Source organism: Oscillibacter sp. (genome assembly GCF_032018205.1).
Classification (GTDB): domain Bacteria; phylum Bacillota; class Clostridia; order Oscillospirales; family Oscillospiraceae; genus Oscillibacter.
Map to the genome: position 1 here is coordinate 13,217 of NZ_DALZOY010000002.1, position 17,524 is coordinate 30,740.

The window sequence follows — 17,524 nt, forward strand, 5'->3', positions numbered from 1 at the left end:
CCGCCGCTGCTTTGCGTTTTCGGTTTTTCTTGGCCCCCGGTTCACAGTTGTTTGATGGCTGCCTGCATTGCCCCGTGGGCGTTTTGCACCGAAGCGCCGTATTACGCCTTGTTCAACTGCTCGTCAATTGCCTTGGCGGCGGTTTTGCCCGCACCCATGGCCAGAATCACTGTGGCCGCGCCGGTGACAGCGTCGCCGCCGGCGTAAACGCCCGGGCGGGAGGTAAGTCCCTCCTCGTTCACCACGATACAGCCCTTGCGGTTGACCTCCAGCCCCTCGGTGGTGCTCTTGATCAGGGGGTTGGGGCTGGTGCCCAGCGCCATGATGACGCAGTCCACCTCCATGTCAAACTCGCTGCCGACAATCTCCACGGGGCTGCGGCGGCCGGAAGCGTCCGGTTCGCCCAGTTCCATCTTGATGCAGCGGATGGCGCGAACGTTGTCGTCCTCATCCGCCAAAATCTCCACGGGGTTGTTGAGGGTGTTGAAGATGACGCCCTCTTCCTCGGCGTGCTCCACCTCCTCGTGACGGGCGGGAAGCTCTTCCATGCCACGGCGATAAACAATATGTACCTCGGCACCCAGCCGCTTAGAGCAGCGGGCCGCATCCATGGCCACGTTGCCGCCGCCAACCACCGCCACCTTTTTGGGGTGGATGATGGGCGTGTCGGAATCGGGCAGGTAAGCCTTCATCAGGTTGATACGGGTCAAAAACTCGTTGGCGGAGAACACGCCCTTATAGTTGATGCCCGGAATGCTCATAAACATGGGCAGGCCCGCGCCAGAGCCGATGAACACGGCCTCGAAGCCCTCCTCCTCCATCAGCTCGTCGATGGAGATGGTGCGGCCCACCACGGTGTCCGTGGCAACGGTGACGCCCAGCGCCTTCAACCCGTCCACTTCTTTCTGGACAATGGCCTTGGGCAGACGGAACTCAGGGATGCCGTACACCAGAACGCCGCCCGCAAGGTGCAGTGCCTCAAACACGGTGACGTCATAGCCCTTTTTGGCAAGGTCGCCCGCGCAAGTAAGACCCGCGGGGCCGGAGCCGATCACGGCCACCTTATGCCCGTTGAGCGCGGGTCTGGGGGGCGCGTCGCAGGCGTGGTTGTTGTGCCAGTCGGCAACAAACCGCTCCAGTCGGCCGATGCCCACCGGCTCACCCTTGATGCCGCGGACGCAGTACTTCTCGCACTGGCTTTCCTGCGGGCAGACCCGGCCGCACACGGCAGGCAGAGAGCTGGTCTGGGCAATGATCTGATACGCCTCTTCAAAGTTGCCCTTGGCAGCCTCGGCGATAAACTCGGGAATATGAATCATCACGGGACAGCCGCTTACACAGGGCTTGTTCTTGCAGTTGAGGCAGCGCTTTGCCTCGTCCAGCGCCATTTCCTCGGTATATCCCAGCGTGACCTCTTCATAGTTCTTGTTGCGGACGTTGGGGTCCTGCGCGGGCATGGGGTTTTTCTTCAAAGACATATTAGGCATATCACTCGGCCTCCTTGCTGAACAGATTGCAGGTTTCCTCATGCTTGTGCTTCTCAAAGTCGCTGTACATCCGGCTGCGCTTCACCGCCAGATCCCAGTCAACCTTATGCCCGTCGAAATCGGGGCCGTCCACGCAGGCAAACTTTGTCTCGCCGCCAACGCTCAGGCGGCAGCCGCCGCACATGCCCGTGCCGTCGATCATGATGGGGCTCATAGACACGGTGGTGGGAATGCCGTAAGGCTCGGTGGTCTTGGAGACGAATTTCATCATAATCATGGGGCCGATGGCAAAAATCTCGTCGTACTGGTTTCCGGCGTCGATCAGCTCCTTCAGCGCGTCGGTGACCAGACCTTTCCGTCCGTAGGACCCGTCGTCGGTGCAGATTTCCAGGATGGAGGAGGCGGCCTTGAACTTGTCCTCCAAAATCACCAGATCCGCGCTTTTAAAGCCGATAACCGCATGGACCTCCGCCCCGTCGTCGTGGAACTTTTTCAGCACGGGGTACGCAATTGCACAGCCCACACCGCCGCCTACCACGCAGACCTTCTTCTTTCCCTCCGTCTCGGTGGCCTTGCCCAGAGGGCCAACAAAGTCCTGAAGACAGTCGCCCTCATTCAGACGGTTCAGCTTCTCCGTCGTGGCACCCACAATTTGGACAATGATGCTGACAGTGCCCTTCTCGCGGTCGTAATCATGGATCGTCAGGGGGACGCGCTCGCCGTTCTCATCCACCCGAAGGATGATGAACTGGCCGGGCTGGGCCTTCTTTGCGATCATGGGGGCTTCAACCTCAAACAGCACGACGGTGGGCTTGAGCGCCTCTTTTCTCACGATTCGAAACATAGTTTTCCTTCTTTCCTCATATTGCTCTTGCCTGAATTTCACAGTACTTTCATGTTAGCACACGGGCCACAGTGCGTCAAATCAATTCCCCCGACTTTTTTGTCAAATTTTTAACTAAATTTTTGTACCATTTGTAGATATCAGACGGGCATTCGCTTTTCCGCAGTCTTTCGACCTCCAGACCCCTTGCTCCGTCGCATCGGCCCGCTTCTCAGCACAGCAGCGTGATCTCCCGTCCCTCCGCCTGAATCAGCTTCTCCTGCCTGAGATGCTTCAGCTCCCGCATCATGGCGCTGCGGTCCGTGGCGATATAATCCGCCAGCATGCTCAGAGAAAACGGCAGGGTGAAGGTGGCGCTCCCCTCCCGCTCGGCCTGCTGGCGAAAGTAGCACAGGAGCTTATCCCGGATGGAGCGGCGGGAGAGTACGTCCACACGCCCCGCCAGTGTCTGGGCCTTCTCGGTAATCAGTCTCAGCATGTTCCGCACCAGCAGGCTGTGGTGCTGGCAGGCTTTCTCACACCGCTTTAATATGTGGGGAAAATCAATATACAGCACGTCGCAGGCCGTCCGGCACACCACCTCCAGGCTGTCGCTTACATCCCCGGAGAAGGCAAGACTGCGGCCAAAGACATTTCCGGCGGTGAGGTTTTCCAGAACTGTTGAAACCCCGTCCTCGTCAATGCGGATGAGGGAGGCCTCCCCCCGCTCCAGAATCCCCACCTGCTCCCCGGCGCGGCTGAAATCGTAGACTACCTCCTCAGGGCGATAGCTCTTTTGCACCGCCTGAAAGCAGTTAAGCATGGCAAGATAATTCTCGTAGCTGATTCCTTCAAAAATCGGGCTTCCCTCCAATTCCTCTTTTGACAGCATGAGAGTGCCTCCCTTTTAATTTTGTTGCATTTATCACATTTTAACACAAATTTTTGCCATTGTAAAGTTTCTTTTCCCGGGCAATGCAATTTAAAAATTTGTTCATCATTCACAGGTAAAAATCGGTTATAGTAAACTTACAAATTCCGGCACACCGTTGCCAGAATAAAAAATGAAGAGAGGTATGCGTGTGAACATCGCTTATTTCCTGACGCCGAAGAACAGCGTGTCCTATCTGTATGACGATTTCACGTTTCGTCAGGGTCTGGAAAAAATGCGGCGGCATGGCTACTCCGCCATTCCCGTCATCGCACGGGACGGAACCTATATCGGCACCGTCAGCGAGGGCGATTTCCTCTGGCGGCTGCTGGACGTGGAGGACGCACAGGACGGGGTTTTTACCAAAAAGACGGCGGAAAAGCTGTTTGTGCAGGACCTTCTCCGGGACAATACTTATACGGCCGTCCCCATCACCGCTTCTATCGAACATCTGCTCTCTCTGGCCCTGAATCAGAATTTTATTCCGGTGGTGGACGACCTGGGGAAGTTTATTGGCATCGTCACCCGGAAGGACATTCTCAGCCGCCTTTCCCAAAGCGCCGAGTTTGCGGCGGGGCCCCAGCTTCAAAGAATTGTCTGAGCTTATCCCATCTCGCGGCGCGGCGCATAAAAGAACCGCGCCGGGAGAGGGACAACCTCCCCTAGGAGTATCACAGCACAAAACAGCCCGGACCTGATTGGGCCCGGGCTGTTTTCTTTCCGATTTTTTCCGGTTGCTCCCGGGGCAGGAGAGTGAAGCTGTCCAAACCGCGGCGGTAAGCTGACAGGCTATCCGCTTCGGCTTTCACTTAACCACCGATATCAATTGTTGTCTCCATCTCGTCTCCGCTGGCGGCAAGAATTGTCACAATCAGTTCCGTTCCGTCCTCTGAAAATGCAAGCTCCCTGATATACCCGCCGTCCTCCGGCAACTCCACGGACGCAAGATACTTGCCCTCGTAATCATAGATCTCTGACCAGAAGGAGTAGACCGCCGTTGTGAGATCATCGCCCCGCCAGATAAGATTCGTGCCTGCAAAATCCTTTATAAACTGTTCTGCTTCGGTGTCAAACACACAGTAAATCAAGTTTTTCGGCCCCGTATGACCCTCGACAACGATATATTTTCCAACCGGATATTGGCCCATCAGCGCATTGATGGCCTGATTGCGCTCCGTCAGGTCGTAGTCCACGCCGTGATAGGTAAAGATGCTTGAAAAGACGATTTCTCCATCCCCGCCGGGTAAAGACGCTTGCTCCGTCTCCGCCAGCATCGCCAGCGCCGCTTCCTTTTTCGGGTTCGTCAAAAAGCACACGGCCACCGCTACGCAGGCGCATACAGACACTGCGACGACCCAAAACGCCGGCCTTTTATAGTGCAGAACGGATTTAATCCGTTCCTTCACCCCCACCTCGCCAAAGGCCAGCGGGCAGGCCATCCTCTTTTTGCCCGAAACGCTGCACGAAAGCAGCGCCTCGGAATAGGCGATTCTGTCGCTTTTTTCCATTGAACAAACAACCTTTCCATCACAGGCCAGCTCAATGTCCCGGCAGAACAGACCGTATGCCAGCCATATGAGAGGATGAAACCAATACACCGCCAGAAGCAGAAATCCCAGCGGCTTCCACCAGTGGTCCCGGCGTTTCAGATGGGCCAGCTCGTGGGCAATTACATAGGCCTGCTGCAATTCGTCCATGGCGGAGGGAAGATATATCCGGGGCCTTGCAACGCCCAAAAGAAACGGCGTTTTGATATCATCGCAAATCCAGATAGCATCCCGGACATGGAGCGACGGCTTTACCCGCCTGTACAGCTTCAGATAGCTGATCCCCGCATACAGAAGCATGACCGCTATCCCCGTAAGCCAAACCCATGGCAAAAGCTTCGTCAGCCCGCCGCCGATACCGCCCATCTCCCCAGCGCTTTCGTAGGCATGCTTCCCGAAATACGCGTTGAACGGCGCATCAATTGCATTTAAGCCCGAATTGATATCAAACGAACCGCCTGTAATCGCCGACCGGGAAACAGTCTGTGCGCTTGGAATCAGGCTGAACACACTCTCGAATGAAACCGGGCACACCAGCCGAAGGGCGACCACCGCCCACAAAGCGCAGGGCACCCACTTAGGCGCTTTTTTCAGTAAAAAGCGCAGGGCAGCCACGGCCAAAATCAACCATCCCGCTGCGATGCTCCTATTCACTATCTCGAGAAATACCGCGTCCATGGCTCACCCCTCTTCCACAGCATCGTCAATCATGCGGCGAATTTCCGCCGCCTCCTCCACCGACAAGTCCTTTCTCCGGGTAAACGCGGCAATGAACGCCGGAAGCGAGCCGTCAAAGGCATCGTCCACAAATTGCCTGCTCTGCACCGCGTAAAACTCCTGCCGGGACAAAACGGATGCAACTGTGCCGCCCTCGTTTTTAAAAATTCCCCGGCCGCAGAGCTTGCGAAGCACCGTATAGGTGGTGGAGCGGTTCCATTTTAGCTCCCCCTCACACAGCTTCACCAGCTCCCGCGAGTGCAGCGGTTCGTTCTCCCAAATAATCTCCGCAAAACGGGACTCCACGGCCCCTAGCTTCATTTCAGGCATAAAGCGCCCCCAATCCAGTCTACTCCGAGTAAACCAGCCTTAGTTTATTCTAAATAAACCGGTTTGTCAATACGGTTTTTAAACCAGCCAAACCGCCTGTCGGCTTAACCGCAGAAAAATGCGCTGTACCCGCCTTTGGGCCGGGTACAGCGCAGGTTATAGGTTGGCTGGGCAACGTGCTATTCCTGCGCGTCAATCCGCTCCTTCAGTTCGTTCAGATACATCCAGCGCTCGGTTTTTTCCTCCAGCGCCGCCTGCACCGTCTCCTGCCGCTCCGTCAGCGCCTGAAGCTTCACATAATCACTGCCGCAATCTCCCATTTCAGCGGCTACGGCCTTCAATTCTTCCTCCAGCGCAGCCATCTCCCCGTCGATGCTCTCAAACTCCCGCTGCTCCTTGAAGGTGAACTTCAGCTTCTTTTCCCTCGGGCGGCGGCTGTCCTCCCGCTCGGCCTTTTCCGGGACTGGGGGCCGCTCCGCTTCCTGCCGCTTGCGCGTATAGTCCGACCAGTTGCCGGTGTACCGCTCCACCCGGCCCTCCTCGCCCACGGCAAAAATCTGCCCGGAAAGCCGGTCCAGAAAAAACCGGTCGTGGGACACCGCAAGAATCGGGCCGGGAAAGGTGTCCAGATAATCCTCCAAAATAGAAAGGGTGGTCACATCCAAATCGTTGGTCGGCTCGTCCAGCAGCAGCACGTTGGGCGCGGACATCAAAATGCTGAGCAGATACAGTCTTCGCCGCTCACCGCCGGAGAGGCGGCCCACGGGAACCGATTGCAGCTCCGGCGGAAACAGAAACCGCTCCATCATGTCCTTGGCAGAGAGCGTCCCCTCCTCGGTTTTCACCTCGTCGGAAATACCCCGGATGAAATCATATACCCGCTGGTTTAAATCCAGCTCCCGCCCCTCCTGCGAGAAGAAGCCGATCCGCACCGTGGCCCCCACGTCCACGCTGCCGCCGTCCGGCTCCAGCCGCCCGGCAATCAGGTTCAACAGGGTGGATTTTCCCGCGCCGTTGCGGCCCACGATGCCGATGCGGTCGTCCCGCAGAACACCGTAAGAAAAATGGGAGAGGACGGTTTTTCCGTCAAAGGCTTTGGACACATCGTCCAGCTCGATAATTTTCTTTCCCAGACGGCTTGAGGACGCAGACAGGCGCACGGCCTCATCCGTCTCCGGCGCGTCCTGATCTTTCAAGGCTTCATACCGCTCAATCCGATCCCGGCTCTTGGTGCTCCGGGCGCGGCAGCCCCGCATGATCCACTCCCGCTCCACCTTTAAAATCGCCTGACGCTTCCGCTCTCCCGCCTGCGCGATCTCGGCGCGCTGTTCCTTCAGCTCCAGATATTTGGAGTAGTTCGCCTCGTAGTGATAAAGCTTTGCTCGGTCCACCTCGGTGATGTGATTCGCCACCCGCTCCAGAAAATAGCGGTCGTGGGTCACCATCACAAGCCCCCCGGTCCACCGGCGCAGCCGCTCCTCCAGCCAGGAAACCATCTCCGCATCCAGATGGTTGGTCGGCTCGTCCAAAATCAGCACATCCGCCGGGTGAATCAGCGCCGCCGCAAGGGCCACCCGCTTGCGCTGTCCGCCGGAAAGCGTACCGATTTTCTGCTCCGTGTCCGAAATCCCCAGCCGGGTCAGCATAGATACCGCTTCATATTCGTTCAGCGCCCGAAACTCCTTGGGAAAGCTGAGAAATACCTGCTCTAAAACGGTGGCGCCGTCGTCCAGCTCCGGGTTCTGGGAAAGAAAGCTCACCTGCACGTTGGGGTCCCGGCGCACCGTGCCGCTGTCCGGCTCAATCACCCGGGCCAGCACTCGCAAAAAGGTGGACTTTCCGGTTCCGTTCACGCCGATGACGCCCACCCGCTCGCCCTCGTTCAGATAAAAATTCACATCCTCCAACAACTGCCTGCCGCCAAAATTGATGGACAGCCGTTCCGCCGAGATCAGCATAGGGTCCTCCTTCAAGGCCCGGACACAGGGTCCGCACCGTTTGTTTTCTCCTCTATTTTACTACACCCGGCCCCATCGCGCAAGCCGGGCCTGCTTGCCCTGCCGCCCGGCGTGTGCTAAAATAGCCGAGAAGCAATTATTTTTCAGCTTTCAGCCGTGTTTTTTAGCCTTGCGGCAATTCATCATCGCCCCGCAGCGGATTTTGCCGCCGGAGGAAGGGAGCACAAGCCATGCCCTATGTTTCTCACCGCGTTTTGGATGCGGAGGCCGGTCTCACCGTCCGCCATGTTCTAAAGCAAAAGCTGCACTTTTCCTCCCATGCTATCTCCCGCCTGACCCGCGCTGAGGGGGGCATTCTGGTAAACGGGCGGCCCGCCCGCACCACCTTCGTCCTTTCCCCCGGCGATACGGTGAGCGCCGAAAGCGGGGACGTCCGCCAGCAGCGCGAGGCCCCCGTGCCGGGGCCGTGGCCCCTGCCGGTGGTTTGGGAGGACGAGCATCTTTTGGTTGTCAACAAGCCTGCGGGCATGACGGCCCACGTATCCAATTTCCTGCCGGACACCCCCACCGTGGCAGGCGCGCTGGCCTACTCCCGTGGAACGGATTTCATTTTTCACGCGGTAAACCGTTTGGACAAGGGTACCACGGGGTTGATGGCGGTTGCCAAAAGCGGGCATGTTCACGATCTGTTGCGCAAAACCCTTCATACTGGAGGATTTTTTCGGGAGTACCGGGCCGTGTGTGTGGGGGGGCCCCAGCCAGCCGAGGGAATCATCGACCTGCCTATCGGGCGGGACGAAGCTTCCGTCGTCCGCCGCGCCGTCCGTCCCGACGGACAGGCCGCTATCAGTCGGTATCAGGTTTTGGAGACGCGGAGCGGCTTGTCCCTTCTTCGGCTGCTTCCCGAGACAGGACGGACTCACCAGCTTCGGGTCCACATGGCGGCGGTGGGCTGCCCTCTGGCGGGAGACTGGCTCTACGGCACGGAGGACCCGGACCTGATTGCCCGCCCGGCTCTCCATTCTTACCGGATGGCGCTGACCCATCCCATCACCGGTCAGCCGTTGGAGCTTTTCGCTCCCCTGCCGGAGGACATGGCCCGCCTGCTTGAGAAACCCGGACCCACAGACAAAGAACTGACAAAATAAACCGCCGGGGGACAAAGCTGTCTCCCGGCGGCCTTTTTTACTTCATGGTGGTTTTCAGCGTTTCCAGATTTCCTTCCATCAGCGTGAGATAGGTGGCTCCCGCGTCCATCTCCGCCTTGGAAACATTGTGGCAGCTATGGAACAACGCGGTTTGCGCGCCGGTGGCTTCCGCGATGCTGTCCGCCACCAGATGGTTGGAAAATTCGATATAGTACACCGTTCCAAGTTTTTCTTCCTTCACCTTCTCCGTCAAAAACGCAATGGTGGCGGCGGAAGGCTCGGTCTGGGTGCTGCACCCGGGGAAAGCGGCATAGCAGTTGATTCCGTATTCATCCGCAAAGTACCGCAGGGGGAAGCGGTCGCCAAACACCATGGTCTTATTGGAAACCGTTGCAAAGAAGTCCTCAAACTCCTTGTCCAGCGCCATCAGCTTTTCTGAATAGTCCGCCGCGTTAGCCCGATAATTCTCCGCGTTCGCCGGGTCCAGCTCCGCCATTCGCTCTCCGATGGCGGTGGTGATGGCGGCGGCGTTCACCGGTGAGGTCCACACATGCTCGTCGTACTCCAAAACCTGTCCGGCCCCGTCCTCGTCATGCTCGTCCTCATCGTTGGCGTGGGCATCTTCATCGTGGTGCTCCGCGTCTTCGTCATGCACATCCTCGTCGTGATCATGGTCGTCTCCGCTGTGGCTGTGGCCCTCCTCTGCGGTCATCCCCTCGATCTCAGCCTCTTCCTTCAGCTCCACGCAGTCCATCATTTTCATGCGGCTCACACCGTCGTCCACGGTCTTCAAAAGTGTCTCCACCCATGTGTCGGACTCGCCGCCCAGATACAAAAACAGATCGCTGCTTCCTACGTTCACGATATCTTTTGGCGTAGGCTCATAGCTGTGGCTCTCCGCCCCGGGGGGCAGCAGCAGCGTCACCTCCGCCAGATCGCCGCACACGGCCCGGGCAAAGTCATACGCGGGGAACACGGTGGTCGTCACCCGCAACTTAGCTTCCTGCTTCTGAGAAGAAGCTGCGCCTCCCGCGCTTTGCGCGGCACCCCCCGTCGCACCGCAGCCAGCCAGCACCGCTGCGGCGGACACCACAGCCAGCAGCTTTAACATATTTATCTTCAATGTAATGCTCCTTTCAAATTGAGAACGATTTTCATATTCGGAAGTATAGCACAGCCAAAATAAAATTGCAACCCCAAATTTTCCAGTTTTTTTACTCCTAGGGCAACACCGCACAAAGGTAAGCTTGGAATTGCTCCGTCAGACTTTTCGGCAGACAAAGCAAAACCGCAACCCAGCGGAAAACTCCTGCCGCAAAGCAGAAAGCGGCGAGACCTTACGCCCCGCCGCCTTCACATTTTGCTCTCCGCGCTCATGCTTCGTCGCCTTTTTCCACCATTCCTCACAGCGGTCTCGGTTGAAGTGTTCCGGCTCGAATATTCCCGAAGGAAAGGCCCCCGCGCTCCGCTTCGCGGAGCGCGGGGGCCTATTTTACCTTAACAAATTGCGATGACTATCGGTTCCAGTTCATCAGCGCCCGTTTTTTCACGCCAGAGACAATTCCCATGGCGGCAAACAGCGTGACGATGGAGGAGCCTCCATAGCTAAAAAAGGGCAGTGTCAGCCCGATGACGGGCATGACGAACAGGCACATGCCGATGTTTTCCACCGTCTGGAAAATTAGCATCCCCGCGATGCCTACACACACCAGCCGGGCATAGTCCGTGGTGGCCCGCCGCGCCACCCACAGGCAGCGCAGGATAATCGCCGTCAGCAGCACAATCACCAGGAGACACCCGAAAAAGCCCAGCTCCTCGCCAATCATGGCAAAGATAAAGTCCGTATGCCGCTCCGGCAGAGCGCCCCGGCCCGCCTGAGTCTGGGTTCCCTGAAACAGCCCTTGCCCGAACCAGCCACCGCTGCCCAGAGCCAGCAGTCCACGGGTCTGCTGCCAGCCAACGCCCCGTGGGTCAAAGCTGTGGTCAAACAGCACGCGGAACCGGTCCGCCATGTGGGAGGGCAGCTTTCCCATAAAATACAGCGCCAGAACCCCTGCCGCCATTCCCCCGCCGCCGAGGATAAACCATCGCCACGCAACCCCCGCCACCAGCGCGACGCACACAAAGATGAACACATAGACCAGCGCGCTTCCCATGTCGCTGGACACCACATAAATCAGCCCCACCATAAACAGGAGGTGCCCCGTGGGCCCCGCCACACTGCCAAGGCTTTTCAGCTCCCGCCGCCGTTCCTTGACCCATTCAAGCTGCTTGGACAAAAGAATGATGAAGGCAATCTTCACTACCTCCGCCGGCTGGATGGAAAAGGGCACATGGGGAATCTCCAGCCATGCCCGGTTTCCGTTGCGGGTGACGCCCAGCGGCGTTCGCAGCAGCAGGAGAAGCACTATGCCGGCCCCCAGAATCAGCTTCCAGTGCTTCACCAAAAGCTCCACATTCACCATGGACAGCAGCACGTAGGCAACAAGACCAATCAGCATGGCCGCACCCTGAACACCTACAAATCTAATCATACTGCCGGTCCCCATGTATCGGGTGGCACTGGCAATCAGCACCATTCCAAACAGAGTACACCCGCAGCAAAGGCCCAGCAGGACTAAATCAGCCTGCTGAAAAAAATCGGACAGTGTGGCGCGAAGACGGTTGAACATGGCATCTCCTATCAGAAAAACCGTGATTTTACAGAGTATATAGTATACCACAGGAGGTACGGCGTGTAAACCAATGAAATTTGTTTTTACACGGAGAAAAAACTGTGCTATACTATTTCCGGTAATTTTTTAGGGCACGTCCACCGCATTTTGGGCCAAGGCCGAAAATTGCGCGGCGGCGTTCCGGGAGAGGAGGCGGAAAAATGGAGTATCTGTCCCACAGCGAGGCCGAGACGGAGGCCATCGGCGAGGCGCTGGGAAAGCGTCTGTCACCGGGGACCGTGCTGGCCTTTCAGGGAGAGCTGGGCATGGGGAAAACGGCGTTTACCCGGGGGCTTGCCCGGGGACTTGGCTGTACGGGCCGGGTCACAAGCCCCACCTTCACCATTGTCAACGAGTACGAGGGCCGCATCCCGCTGTTTCACTTCGATATGTACCGCCTGCCGGACTCCGACGCGCTGTTTGACATCGGCTGGGAGGATTACCCGGGCCGGGGCGGCGTGTGCGCCGTGGAGTGGAGCGAGCGGGTGGAAGACGCGCTACCGGAGGACACGGTGTGGGTGCGCCTTTCCCGCCGCCCGGAGAGCGACAGCTGGCGCGGTATTACGGTGGAGGGAGTGGACGGCTTTTGAAAATTTTAGCGCTGGAAACCTCCGCCAAGGCATGCTCTGCCGCCGTGACGGAGGACGGGCAGGTGCTGGCCTCCTGCTATCAAAACACCGGGCTGACCCACAGCCGGACTCTGATGCCCATGGTGGAATCTTTACTGAAAAACGCGGATTTAAGCGTGGCTGATTTGGGTCTGATTGCCGTGGCCGCCGGGCCGGGGTCCTTTACCGGCATCCGCATCGGCGTGGCCGCCGCAAAGGGGCTGGCCTTCGCCGCAAATCTTCCGGCCGCAGGCGTTTCCACGCTGTACGCCATGGCGCTGGGGCTGAGCCATATGAATGGCCTGATTGTCTGCGCCATGGACGCCCGCCGGTCGCAAGTCTACAACGCCCTGTTTGAAGCGAAGGACGGCAAGCTCACCCGTCTGTGTGAGGATCGGGCCATCGGCCTTGCGGATTTGGCCGAGGAACTGCGGGGCGACCCCCGCCCGCTCATTGCCGTGGGCGACGGCGGCGCTCTGTGCCAACGGGCGCTGGAGGAGGCGGGAATCTCCTGCGCCTTAGCGCCTGCAAGACTGGTGCATCAACACGCCGTGGGCGTGGCCCTTGCCGCCGGAGAGCTGGCCGAAGCAGGCGCGCTGACCACAGCCCAGAACCTTTCCCCCGTATATCTGCGCCCCGCTCAGGCGGAGCGGCTGCGAGACAGAATAAAGAAGGAGAACGCGACATGAACGACAACACCCACATTCTGAACCATCCCCTGCTTCAGCACAAGCTGACCATCCTGCGCAACAAGGACACCAGCACCAAGGACTTCCGGGAACTGGTGTGCGAAATTGCCATGCTGATGACCTACGAGGCCACCCGTGACCTGCCTCTGGAGGATGTGGAGGTGGAAACTCCCGTGGCTCCCGGCGTTTTCAAGACTCTGGCGGGCAAAAAGCTTGCCATTGTGCCCATTCTGCGGGCGGGCCTCGGCATGGTGGACGGCGTTTTGAAAATGATTCCCGCCGCCCGGGTTGGGCATATCGGCCTGTTTCGGGACCCGGAAACGCTGGAGCCAGTGAAGTATTACTGCAAAATGCCCGCCGACATCGCGGAACGGGACGTGATCATCGTGGACCCCATGCTTGCCACGGGCGGCTCCGCCTCCGCCGCCATCACCTTCATGAAGGAATACGGCTGCAAGCATATTAAGCTGATGGACGTGCTTGCCGCGCCGGAGGGCATCAAGCGCGTGGAAAAAGACCATCCCGATGTGGAAATCTATATCGCGGCGCTGGACGACCACCTGAACGACCACGGCTATATCGTCCCCGGTCTTGGCGACGCGGGGGACCGGATTTTCGGCACAAAGTAATTTATCTCGCGGGACGGAACCACTGTGCGCTCTTAAATTATCTGTACTCGTGAGAAAACCGTATTGTCCTCAATTTAAAAATGAACCCCACCGTTTAAAACGGTGGGGTTTATTTTTTGAAGTCTCAATCGTGCGGAAGCAACTTAGGCCTTCGAAAATGGCTCTAAAGTGGCCCGGAACACCTTAAAGGCACTCGACTTTGCCTGAAACAGCACCAGAAATCTTCCCGTCGCCCTTCCGAAACGCGAAGACCCTTATCCACCCCGCGTCACGCGTTTTTGATCAGCACGGTGTATTGCTCCCCCGCCTCCAGCGTGCAGACCTGCTCCATATCTACGTCCATGTCCGAAAGGCAGGGGTCCTCCGCCTCGTAGCGCAGGCAGGTGCCGCAGGAAGAGCTGAGCTTCCGGGGCGTGGGCATCATCTTGGCGAAAACGCCCCGGTTAGCCAGTGCGCGGGCGGTGGTCAGCGCCGCCAGATGGGTGTAAAACGTGGCAACATAGCAGCTCATTTTTTGAGCAGCAGGCGGAAGTCCCGGCCCTCTGACGTCATGGACACCTGATAGCCGCTTGAGCCCGCATAGCGGGTCACGTTTTCCACGGAGCACTGGTTGTCCACCAAAACCTCCAGCTCCGCAGGACTGCTCTGCTTCACCTCTTTTTGCACCATCACCACAGGGGTGGGACAGGAATAGCCTCTTGCGTCAATCATTCTGAATTCCTCCTCCTATACCGCCGTCGTCTGCCGGGCGGCAACTTTCTCCTCTTTTGGCAGGTTTACCACGGAAATTACAGCCAGCACCGCAAAGCCCAGAAGCACCGCGACCTTGCCGGTGTTAGAGATTCCGCCGACCACCAGCTCCTTCGCCTCGTTCAGCGCATCGGGATTGCCCGCCAGACCAAAGTTGTGGGCCAGCGCGCCGCCCACGATCATTCCGAACACGGTGACAGCGGAATCGCCGTTGCCCTCACCGGCCAGAATCAACTGGCGCAGCGGGCAGCCGCCCAGCAGTACGGAACCCCAGCCCACCAGCGTCATGCCCAGCAGATTCCAAAGGTGGCTGCTATGGGCCACGGGCTGAAGCGTAAAGCCGAAGTGGAAATTCCCATTGATGAGATTACCCACCAGCACCACAAGGAAAATGGCAATGAACCCGTACAGCAGCTTGAAATCCTGAAACAGCAGCGCATCCCGGATACCGCCCACGGTGCACAGTCTGGCCCGCTGGGCAAGCGCGCCCACCACCAGAGCAACCATCAGTGCAATCAGCGCGGGCGCGTGCTTGGAGCCGGGGCCCTCCTCGCTGAACTTTAGCAGAGAAGGAACCGCCAGCAGAATCAGCAGCAGCCCCGCCATCACGGCGGGCAGCACGCCGCCTTCTGCCCGGCCCACCTCATAGGCCCGCTTCAAAGAAAAACCCCGCTTGAGGAACTGCACGCCCACCAGAATGCCCAGCGTGAAGCCCACAAGGCCCACAATGGCGTTAGCGTCTCCTCCGCCAAGGCGCAGCACCATCCGCAGCGGGCAGCCCAAAAATGCCAGCGCGCCGATCATGACAAAGACGCCCAGAACAAACCGTGTGGCGGGAGAGGAGCCCGCCTTTGCCCGGAATTCCTTCCCGGCCACGGACATGATGAACGCGCCCAGCACCAGTCCGATGACCTCAGGACGGGCATACTGCACCTTGGCCGCACCGTGAAGTCCCACCGCGCCGGCAATGTCCCGCAGGAAGCAGGCAATACAAAAGCCCATGTTGGCGGGGTTTCCCAGCATTGTCAGCGCCACCGCCGCCAGACCCACCAGTCCGCCGGCAGCCACCACAACCCAATTCACCTTTTTCATTTTAACTCTCCCAACTATACAAAATTTCCGTATTTTTCCATGGTCATTGGGATTTATTATAAAATAGTTTCGAAAGAAAGGCCAATCTTTGTTTACAATTTCGCAATAGTTACTATCGTTTTTTACGATGGTCTGTGTTTTTTTGTAAAAAATACGGAGAGCGGCACAAGTCCGCTCTCCGTATTTTATCTTTTCAGCTCCGCCTTCAGGTAGCTCACAAACGCCTGCTCCGTCCGGCTGAGACTCACGTCCCTGCGCCAGACGAGATAAATCCGCCGGGAAAAGCCTTCCTCGTCCAGCTCAAAGGTCAGCAGCCGACCGGCCTCCGCCTCTTCCCGCACGGACAGCTCCGACATCACCGAAACGCCCATTCCCCCCGCCACGCTGCGGCGGATGGCCTCCGGATTGTCCATACAGGCAACAACATGCAGCTTCTCCGGCAGAATGCCGTGCTTTCTCCAATACGTCTCCGCGGCCTGACGGGTGCCAGAGGTCTCCTCACGGATGATGAAGGGCTCTTCTATCATATCCCGTCCGCAGGTCCCCCGGGCCTTCAGGGCCTGAAACCGTTCCGTGACGGCGGTGACCAGCACCAGCCGGTCTTCGCACAGGGTCTGGCAGGAAAAGGTCCGCCGATCCGGCGCGGCGCCCACCACGCCGATGCGCACCTCGCCCTGACTCAAAAGGCTGTGAACCTGCGCGCTGTCCCCCCTGCGGAGAAGAAAGCGGCTTTCCCCGTGGCGCTGGAGAAAGCCGGAGAGCAGCCCCGGCAGCAAATACTGGGCCGGAACCGTGGACGCGCCGACGCTCAGCTCCACCCGACCCTCCGCCGCCATGGGGTCCTGCAACAGGCGGCAGCGGTCCAGAATGTCCCGCGCCGCACCATAAACCCGCCGCCCCTCTTCCGTCAGCGTCAGCTTGCGCCGTGCGCCCCGCAGAATCAGTTGAACGCCCATGGCCTCCTCCAGCGCAAGAATATGCGCGCTGACGGTAGACTGCGTGAGGTAAAGCTCCTCCGCCGCTCTGGTAAAGCTGCCGTATTCCGCCGTGGCGGTGAACGCTTCCAGTTGTTTCAAATTGATTCTCAGCATATCCATCCTCACAATCCCGGCGGGCGCATCTCCCATCCGGACGATCCGGCTTTGCAGACCCGGGACCTTCCGGACGCAAAGCAGGCACACGAGCTTTCTGTCGCTCTATGATAGGGCTTTTTCCCCCCGACTGTCAACCCCTCCCCGGTTTTCGACAAATTTCGCGGCAATTTTCCTCTAAAATCAAGGTCGGGCGCAACACATGCGCCCGGGAGGAACTATGAAACGTATCTTTCACCTGCTGCCGCGCGTCCGACTTCTGCTGGGCACTCTGGCCCTCGCGGCGGGCCTTTTCCTGTCGTGGGCCCTTTGTGGGATGGACGGGCTGGGTCTGCTGATTCTGCTGCCCTTTGCCGCCATGTTTATCCAGTTGAATCCGGAACTATGGCGTGGCCGGTAGTCCTTTCCAGCGGAACGCGGGCTGCAAAATCTCCAAAACGCTGTGTTATTCCGCTCTGCGCCGTCATAAAATACGGTGAGGAGAGGAGTGATTGCGGACGTGTTTACCCAGCTAATCAACCCCAGTGTGGACGCTTACAACATCGAAACGGGCGTTTTTTTAGGCGAGGCCCGTTTTTTGCCCACCCAGGAATCCGAAACGGCCCTTTTGGATTGGATTAACTACGGCGTCAAGCCGAAATCTCTCTTAATGCTGGAGTCAAATTTTGAGCCTTCCGAACAGTACACCCCCATTACCCCCAATCAGACTTATCGTCAAAAGGGTATTTTTAGGGCCTTGGTCAAGGAGGGCACCTCCGGGCGGTGGTTCCCCATCGAGGCACGGATTACATACGACTGGCGGACAAGGAGCGCAGGTCCGGGACTTCATTTTAATAGCGTAGAATTTGACAACATTGAGCTAGTGGATTTTACCGAGTCTCTCTACTAACCTCTCCGCACCCGGCAAAGCCGCTTTGTCCCAAATGCCCGGAGCGGCATACGTCCGCAATAAAAAGGCGCCGTCTTCGGACGGCGCGCTTTTTCATTGCCTCCGGTTTAGGGGCAAACGT

General features: G+C 58.3%; 19 protein-coding genes. 7 read left to right on the forward strand and 12 right to left on the reverse strand.

Features of this window, described 5'->3' with window-relative positions; translation table 11 throughout:
• Window positions 1–101: 101 nt before the first annotated feature.
• The 3 genes from gltA to RTU96_RS01555 all read right to left on the reverse strand — a co-directional run bounded on the left by gltA (window position 102) and on the right by RTU96_RS01555 (window position 3,202).
• The gene (gene gltA / locus RTU96_RS01545; RefSeq protein WP_312634568.1) at window positions 102–1,487 is read right to left on the reverse strand and encodes an NADPH-dependent glutamate synthase; all 1,386 of its coding nucleotides are present in this window, start codon (window positions 1,485–1,487) and stop codon (window positions 102–104) included.
• 1 nt (window position 1,488) lies between these two features.
• A complete protein-coding gene (locus RTU96_RS01550) occupies window positions 1,489–2,331 on the reverse strand; it encodes a sulfide/dihydroorotate dehydrogenase-like FAD/NAD-binding protein (RefSeq protein WP_294855733.1) in 843 nt (280 codons plus the stop codon).
• 211 nt (window positions 2,332–2,542) lie between these two features.
• A complete protein-coding gene (locus RTU96_RS01555; RefSeq protein ID WP_312634570.1) occupies window positions 2,543–3,202 on the reverse strand; it encodes a Crp/Fnr family transcriptional regulator in 660 nt (219 codons plus the stop codon).
• A gap of 190 nt (window positions 3,203–3,392) precedes the next feature.
• On the opposite strand from RTU96_RS01555, the gene RTU96_RS01560 reads away from it, so the two are divergent.
• Entirely contained in the window at window positions 3,393–3,842 is a 450-nt protein-coding gene (locus tag RTU96_RS01560; protein ID WP_312634571.1) for a CBS domain-containing protein, read from the forward strand.
• Between the two features lie 208 nt (window positions 3,843–4,050).
• Here the strand turns inward: RTU96_RS01560 and RTU96_RS01565 are convergent, their stop codons facing one another.
• The 3 genes from RTU96_RS01565 to RTU96_RS01575 all read right to left on the reverse strand — a co-directional run bounded on the left by RTU96_RS01565 (window position 4,051) and on the right by RTU96_RS01575 (window position 7,793).
• Entirely contained in the window at window positions 4,051–5,442 is a 1,392-nt protein-coding gene (locus RTU96_RS01565; RefSeq protein WP_312634572.1) for a M56 family metallopeptidase, read from the reverse strand.
• A 27-nt stretch (window positions 5,443–5,469) separates the two neighbouring features.
• The gene (locus RTU96_RS01570; RefSeq protein ID WP_312634573.1) at window positions 5,470–5,835 is read right to left on the reverse strand and encodes a BlaI/MecI/CopY family transcriptional regulator; all 366 of its coding nucleotides are present in this window, start codon (window positions 5,833–5,835) and stop codon (window positions 5,470–5,472) included.
• A gap of 179 nt (window positions 5,836–6,014) precedes the next feature.
• A complete protein-coding gene (locus RTU96_RS01575) occupies window positions 6,015–7,793 on the reverse strand; it encodes an ABC-F family ATP-binding cassette domain-containing protein (RefSeq protein WP_312634575.1) in 1,779 nt (592 codons plus the stop codon).
• Window positions 7,794–8,023: 230 nt separating this feature from the next.
• On the opposite strand from RTU96_RS01575, the gene RTU96_RS01580 reads away from it, so the two are divergent.
• Window positions 8,024–8,941, forward strand: coding sequence for an RluA family pseudouridine synthase (locus RTU96_RS01580; protein ID WP_312634577.1), 918 nt, complete (start codon window positions 8,024–8,026; stop codon window positions 8,939–8,941).
• Window positions 8,942–8,978: 37 nt separating this feature from the next.
• On the opposite strand, the gene RTU96_RS01585 is transcribed toward RTU96_RS01580, so the two are convergent.
• Both RTU96_RS01585 and RTU96_RS01590 read right to left on the reverse strand, forming a co-directional pair.
• The gene (locus RTU96_RS01585; RefSeq protein ID WP_312634579.1) at window positions 8,979–10,064 is read right to left on the reverse strand and encodes a metal ABC transporter substrate-binding protein; all 1,086 of its coding nucleotides are present in this window, start codon (window positions 10,062–10,064) and stop codon (window positions 8,979–8,981) included.
• 391 nt (window positions 10,065–10,455) lie between these two features.
• Window positions 10,456–11,613 carry an FtsW/RodA/SpoVE family cell cycle protein gene (locus RTU96_RS01590; protein WP_312634580.1) on the reverse strand — a complete coding sequence of 386 codons (1,158 nt, stop codon included), beginning with the start codon at window positions 11,611–11,613 and terminating at the stop codon, window positions 10,456–10,458.
• Window positions 11,614–11,816: 203 nt separating this feature from the next.
• Between RTU96_RS01590 and tsaE the strand changes: the two genes are divergently transcribed.
• From tsaE to upp, 3 genes are read left to right on the forward strand one after another with little or no spacing between them, the layout of a single operon-like run.
• Window positions 11,817–12,245: a tRNA (adenosine(37)-N6)-threonylcarbamoyltransferase complex ATPase subunit type 1 TsaE gene (gene tsaE, locus RTU96_RS01595; RefSeq protein ID WP_312634581.1), complete on the forward strand. Its 429-nt coding sequence runs from the start codon at window positions 11,817–11,819 to the stop codon at window positions 12,243–12,245.
• Window positions 12,242–12,952, forward strand: coding sequence for a tRNA (adenosine(37)-N6)-threonylcarbamoyltransferase complex dimerization subunit type 1 TsaB (gene tsaB, locus RTU96_RS01600; protein ID WP_312634582.1), 711 nt, complete (start codon window positions 12,242–12,244; stop codon window positions 12,950–12,952). The genes tsaE and tsaB overlap by 4 nt, the downstream gene beginning before the upstream one ends.
• Window positions 12,949–13,581: a uracil phosphoribosyltransferase gene (upp, locus tag RTU96_RS01605; protein ID WP_294855753.1), complete on the forward strand. Its 633-nt coding sequence runs from the start codon at window positions 12,949–12,951 to the stop codon at window positions 13,579–13,581. The genes tsaB and upp overlap by 4 nt, the downstream gene beginning before the upstream one ends.
• A 268-nt stretch (window positions 13,582–13,849) precedes the next feature.
• On the opposite strand, the gene RTU96_RS01610 is transcribed toward upp, so the two are convergent.
• From RTU96_RS01610 to RTU96_RS01625, 4 genes are all read right to left on the reverse strand, one after another.
• Window positions 13,850–14,092 carry a DUF3343 domain-containing protein gene (locus RTU96_RS01610; RefSeq protein ID WP_312634583.1) on the reverse strand — a complete coding sequence of 81 codons (243 nt, stop codon included), beginning with the start codon at window positions 14,090–14,092 and terminating at the stop codon, window positions 13,850–13,852.
• The gene (locus RTU96_RS01615; RefSeq protein WP_312634584.1) at window positions 14,089–14,292 is read right to left on the reverse strand and encodes a sulfurtransferase TusA family protein; all 204 of its coding nucleotides are present in this window, start codon (window positions 14,290–14,292) and stop codon (window positions 14,089–14,091) included. The genes RTU96_RS01610 and RTU96_RS01615 overlap by 4 nt, the downstream gene beginning before the upstream one ends.
• A gap of 15 nt (window positions 14,293–14,307) precedes the next feature.
• A complete protein-coding gene (yedE, locus tag RTU96_RS01620; RefSeq protein WP_312634585.1) occupies window positions 14,308–15,423 on the reverse strand; it encodes a YedE family putative selenium transporter in 1,116 nt (371 codons plus the stop codon).
• Between the two features lie 185 nt (window positions 15,424–15,608).
• Window positions 15,609–16,514, reverse strand: a complete 906-nt coding sequence (locus RTU96_RS01625) for a selenium metabolism-associated LysR family transcriptional regulator (protein WP_312634586.1) — start codon at window positions 16,512–16,514, stop codon at window positions 15,609–15,611.
• A gap of 220 nt (window positions 16,515–16,734) precedes the next feature.
• On the opposite strand from RTU96_RS01625, the gene RTU96_RS01630 reads away from it, so the two are divergent.
• Window positions 16,735–16,914 (forward strand): hypothetical protein, encoded by a 180-nt coding sequence (locus RTU96_RS01630; protein ID WP_312634588.1) that lies wholly within the window; start codon window positions 16,735–16,737, stop codon window positions 16,912–16,914.
• A gap of 87 nt (window positions 16,915–17,001) precedes the next feature.
• Window positions 17,002–17,403, forward strand: coding sequence for a hypothetical protein (locus RTU96_RS01635; protein ID WP_312634589.1), 402 nt, complete (start codon window positions 17,002–17,004; stop codon window positions 17,401–17,403).
• The last annotated feature ends 121 nt before the right edge of the window (window positions 17,404–17,524 follow it).

Bases quoted from the DNA above. Each gene is read 5' to 3' on its own strand.
- RTU96_RS01610 (WP_312634583.1), bottom strand. From the start codon at position 14,092: ATGAGCTGCTATGTTGCCACGTTTTACACCCATCTGGCGGCGCTGACC.
- RTU96_RS01625 (WP_312634586.1), bottom strand. From the start codon at position 16,514: ATGCTGAGAATCAATTTGAAACAACTGGAAGCGTTCACCGCCACGGCG.
- tsaE (WP_312634581.1), top strand. From the start codon at position 11,817: ATGGAGTATCTGTCCCACAGCGAGGCCGAGACGGAGGCCATCGGCGAG.
- RTU96_RS01550 (WP_294855733.1), bottom strand. From the start codon at position 2,331: ATGTTTCGAATCGTGAGAAAAGAGGCGCTCAAGCCCACCGTCGTGCTG.
- RTU96_RS01555 (WP_312634570.1), bottom strand. From the start codon at position 3,202: ATGCTGTCAAAAGAGGAATTGGAGGGAAGCCCGATTTTTGAAGGAATC.
- RTU96_RS01615 (WP_312634584.1), bottom strand. From the start codon at position 14,292: ATGATTGACGCAAGAGGCTATTCCTGTCCCACCCCTGTGGTGATGGTG.
- RTU96_RS01590 (WP_312634580.1), bottom strand. From the start codon at position 11,613: ATGTTCAACCGTCTTCGCGCCACACTGTCCGATTTTTTTCAGCAGGCT.
- RTU96_RS01575 (WP_312634575.1), bottom strand. From the start codon at position 7,793: ATGCTGATCTCGGCGGAACGGCTGTCCATCAATTTTGGCGGCAGGCAG.
- upp (WP_294855753.1), top strand. From the start codon at position 12,949: ATGAACGACAACACCCACATTCTGAACCATCCCCTGCTTCAGCACAAG.
- RTU96_RS01580 (WP_312634577.1), top strand. From the start codon at position 8,024: ATGCCCTATGTTTCTCACCGCGTTTTGGATGCGGAGGCCGGTCTCACC.
- RTU96_RS01570 (WP_312634573.1), bottom strand. From the start codon at position 5,835: ATGCCTGAAATGAAGCTAGGGGCCGTGGAGTCCCGTTTTGCGGAGATT.
- RTU96_RS01630 (WP_312634588.1), top strand. From the start codon at position 16,735: ATGAAACGTATCTTTCACCTGCTGCCGCGCGTCCGACTTCTGCTGGGC.
- yedE (WP_312634585.1), bottom strand. From the start codon at position 15,423: ATGAAAAAGGTGAATTGGGTTGTGGTGGCTGCCGGCGGACTGGTGGGT.
- gltA (WP_312634568.1), bottom strand. From the start codon at position 1,487: ATGCCTAATATGTCTTTGAAGAAAAACCCCATGCCCGCGCAGGACCCC.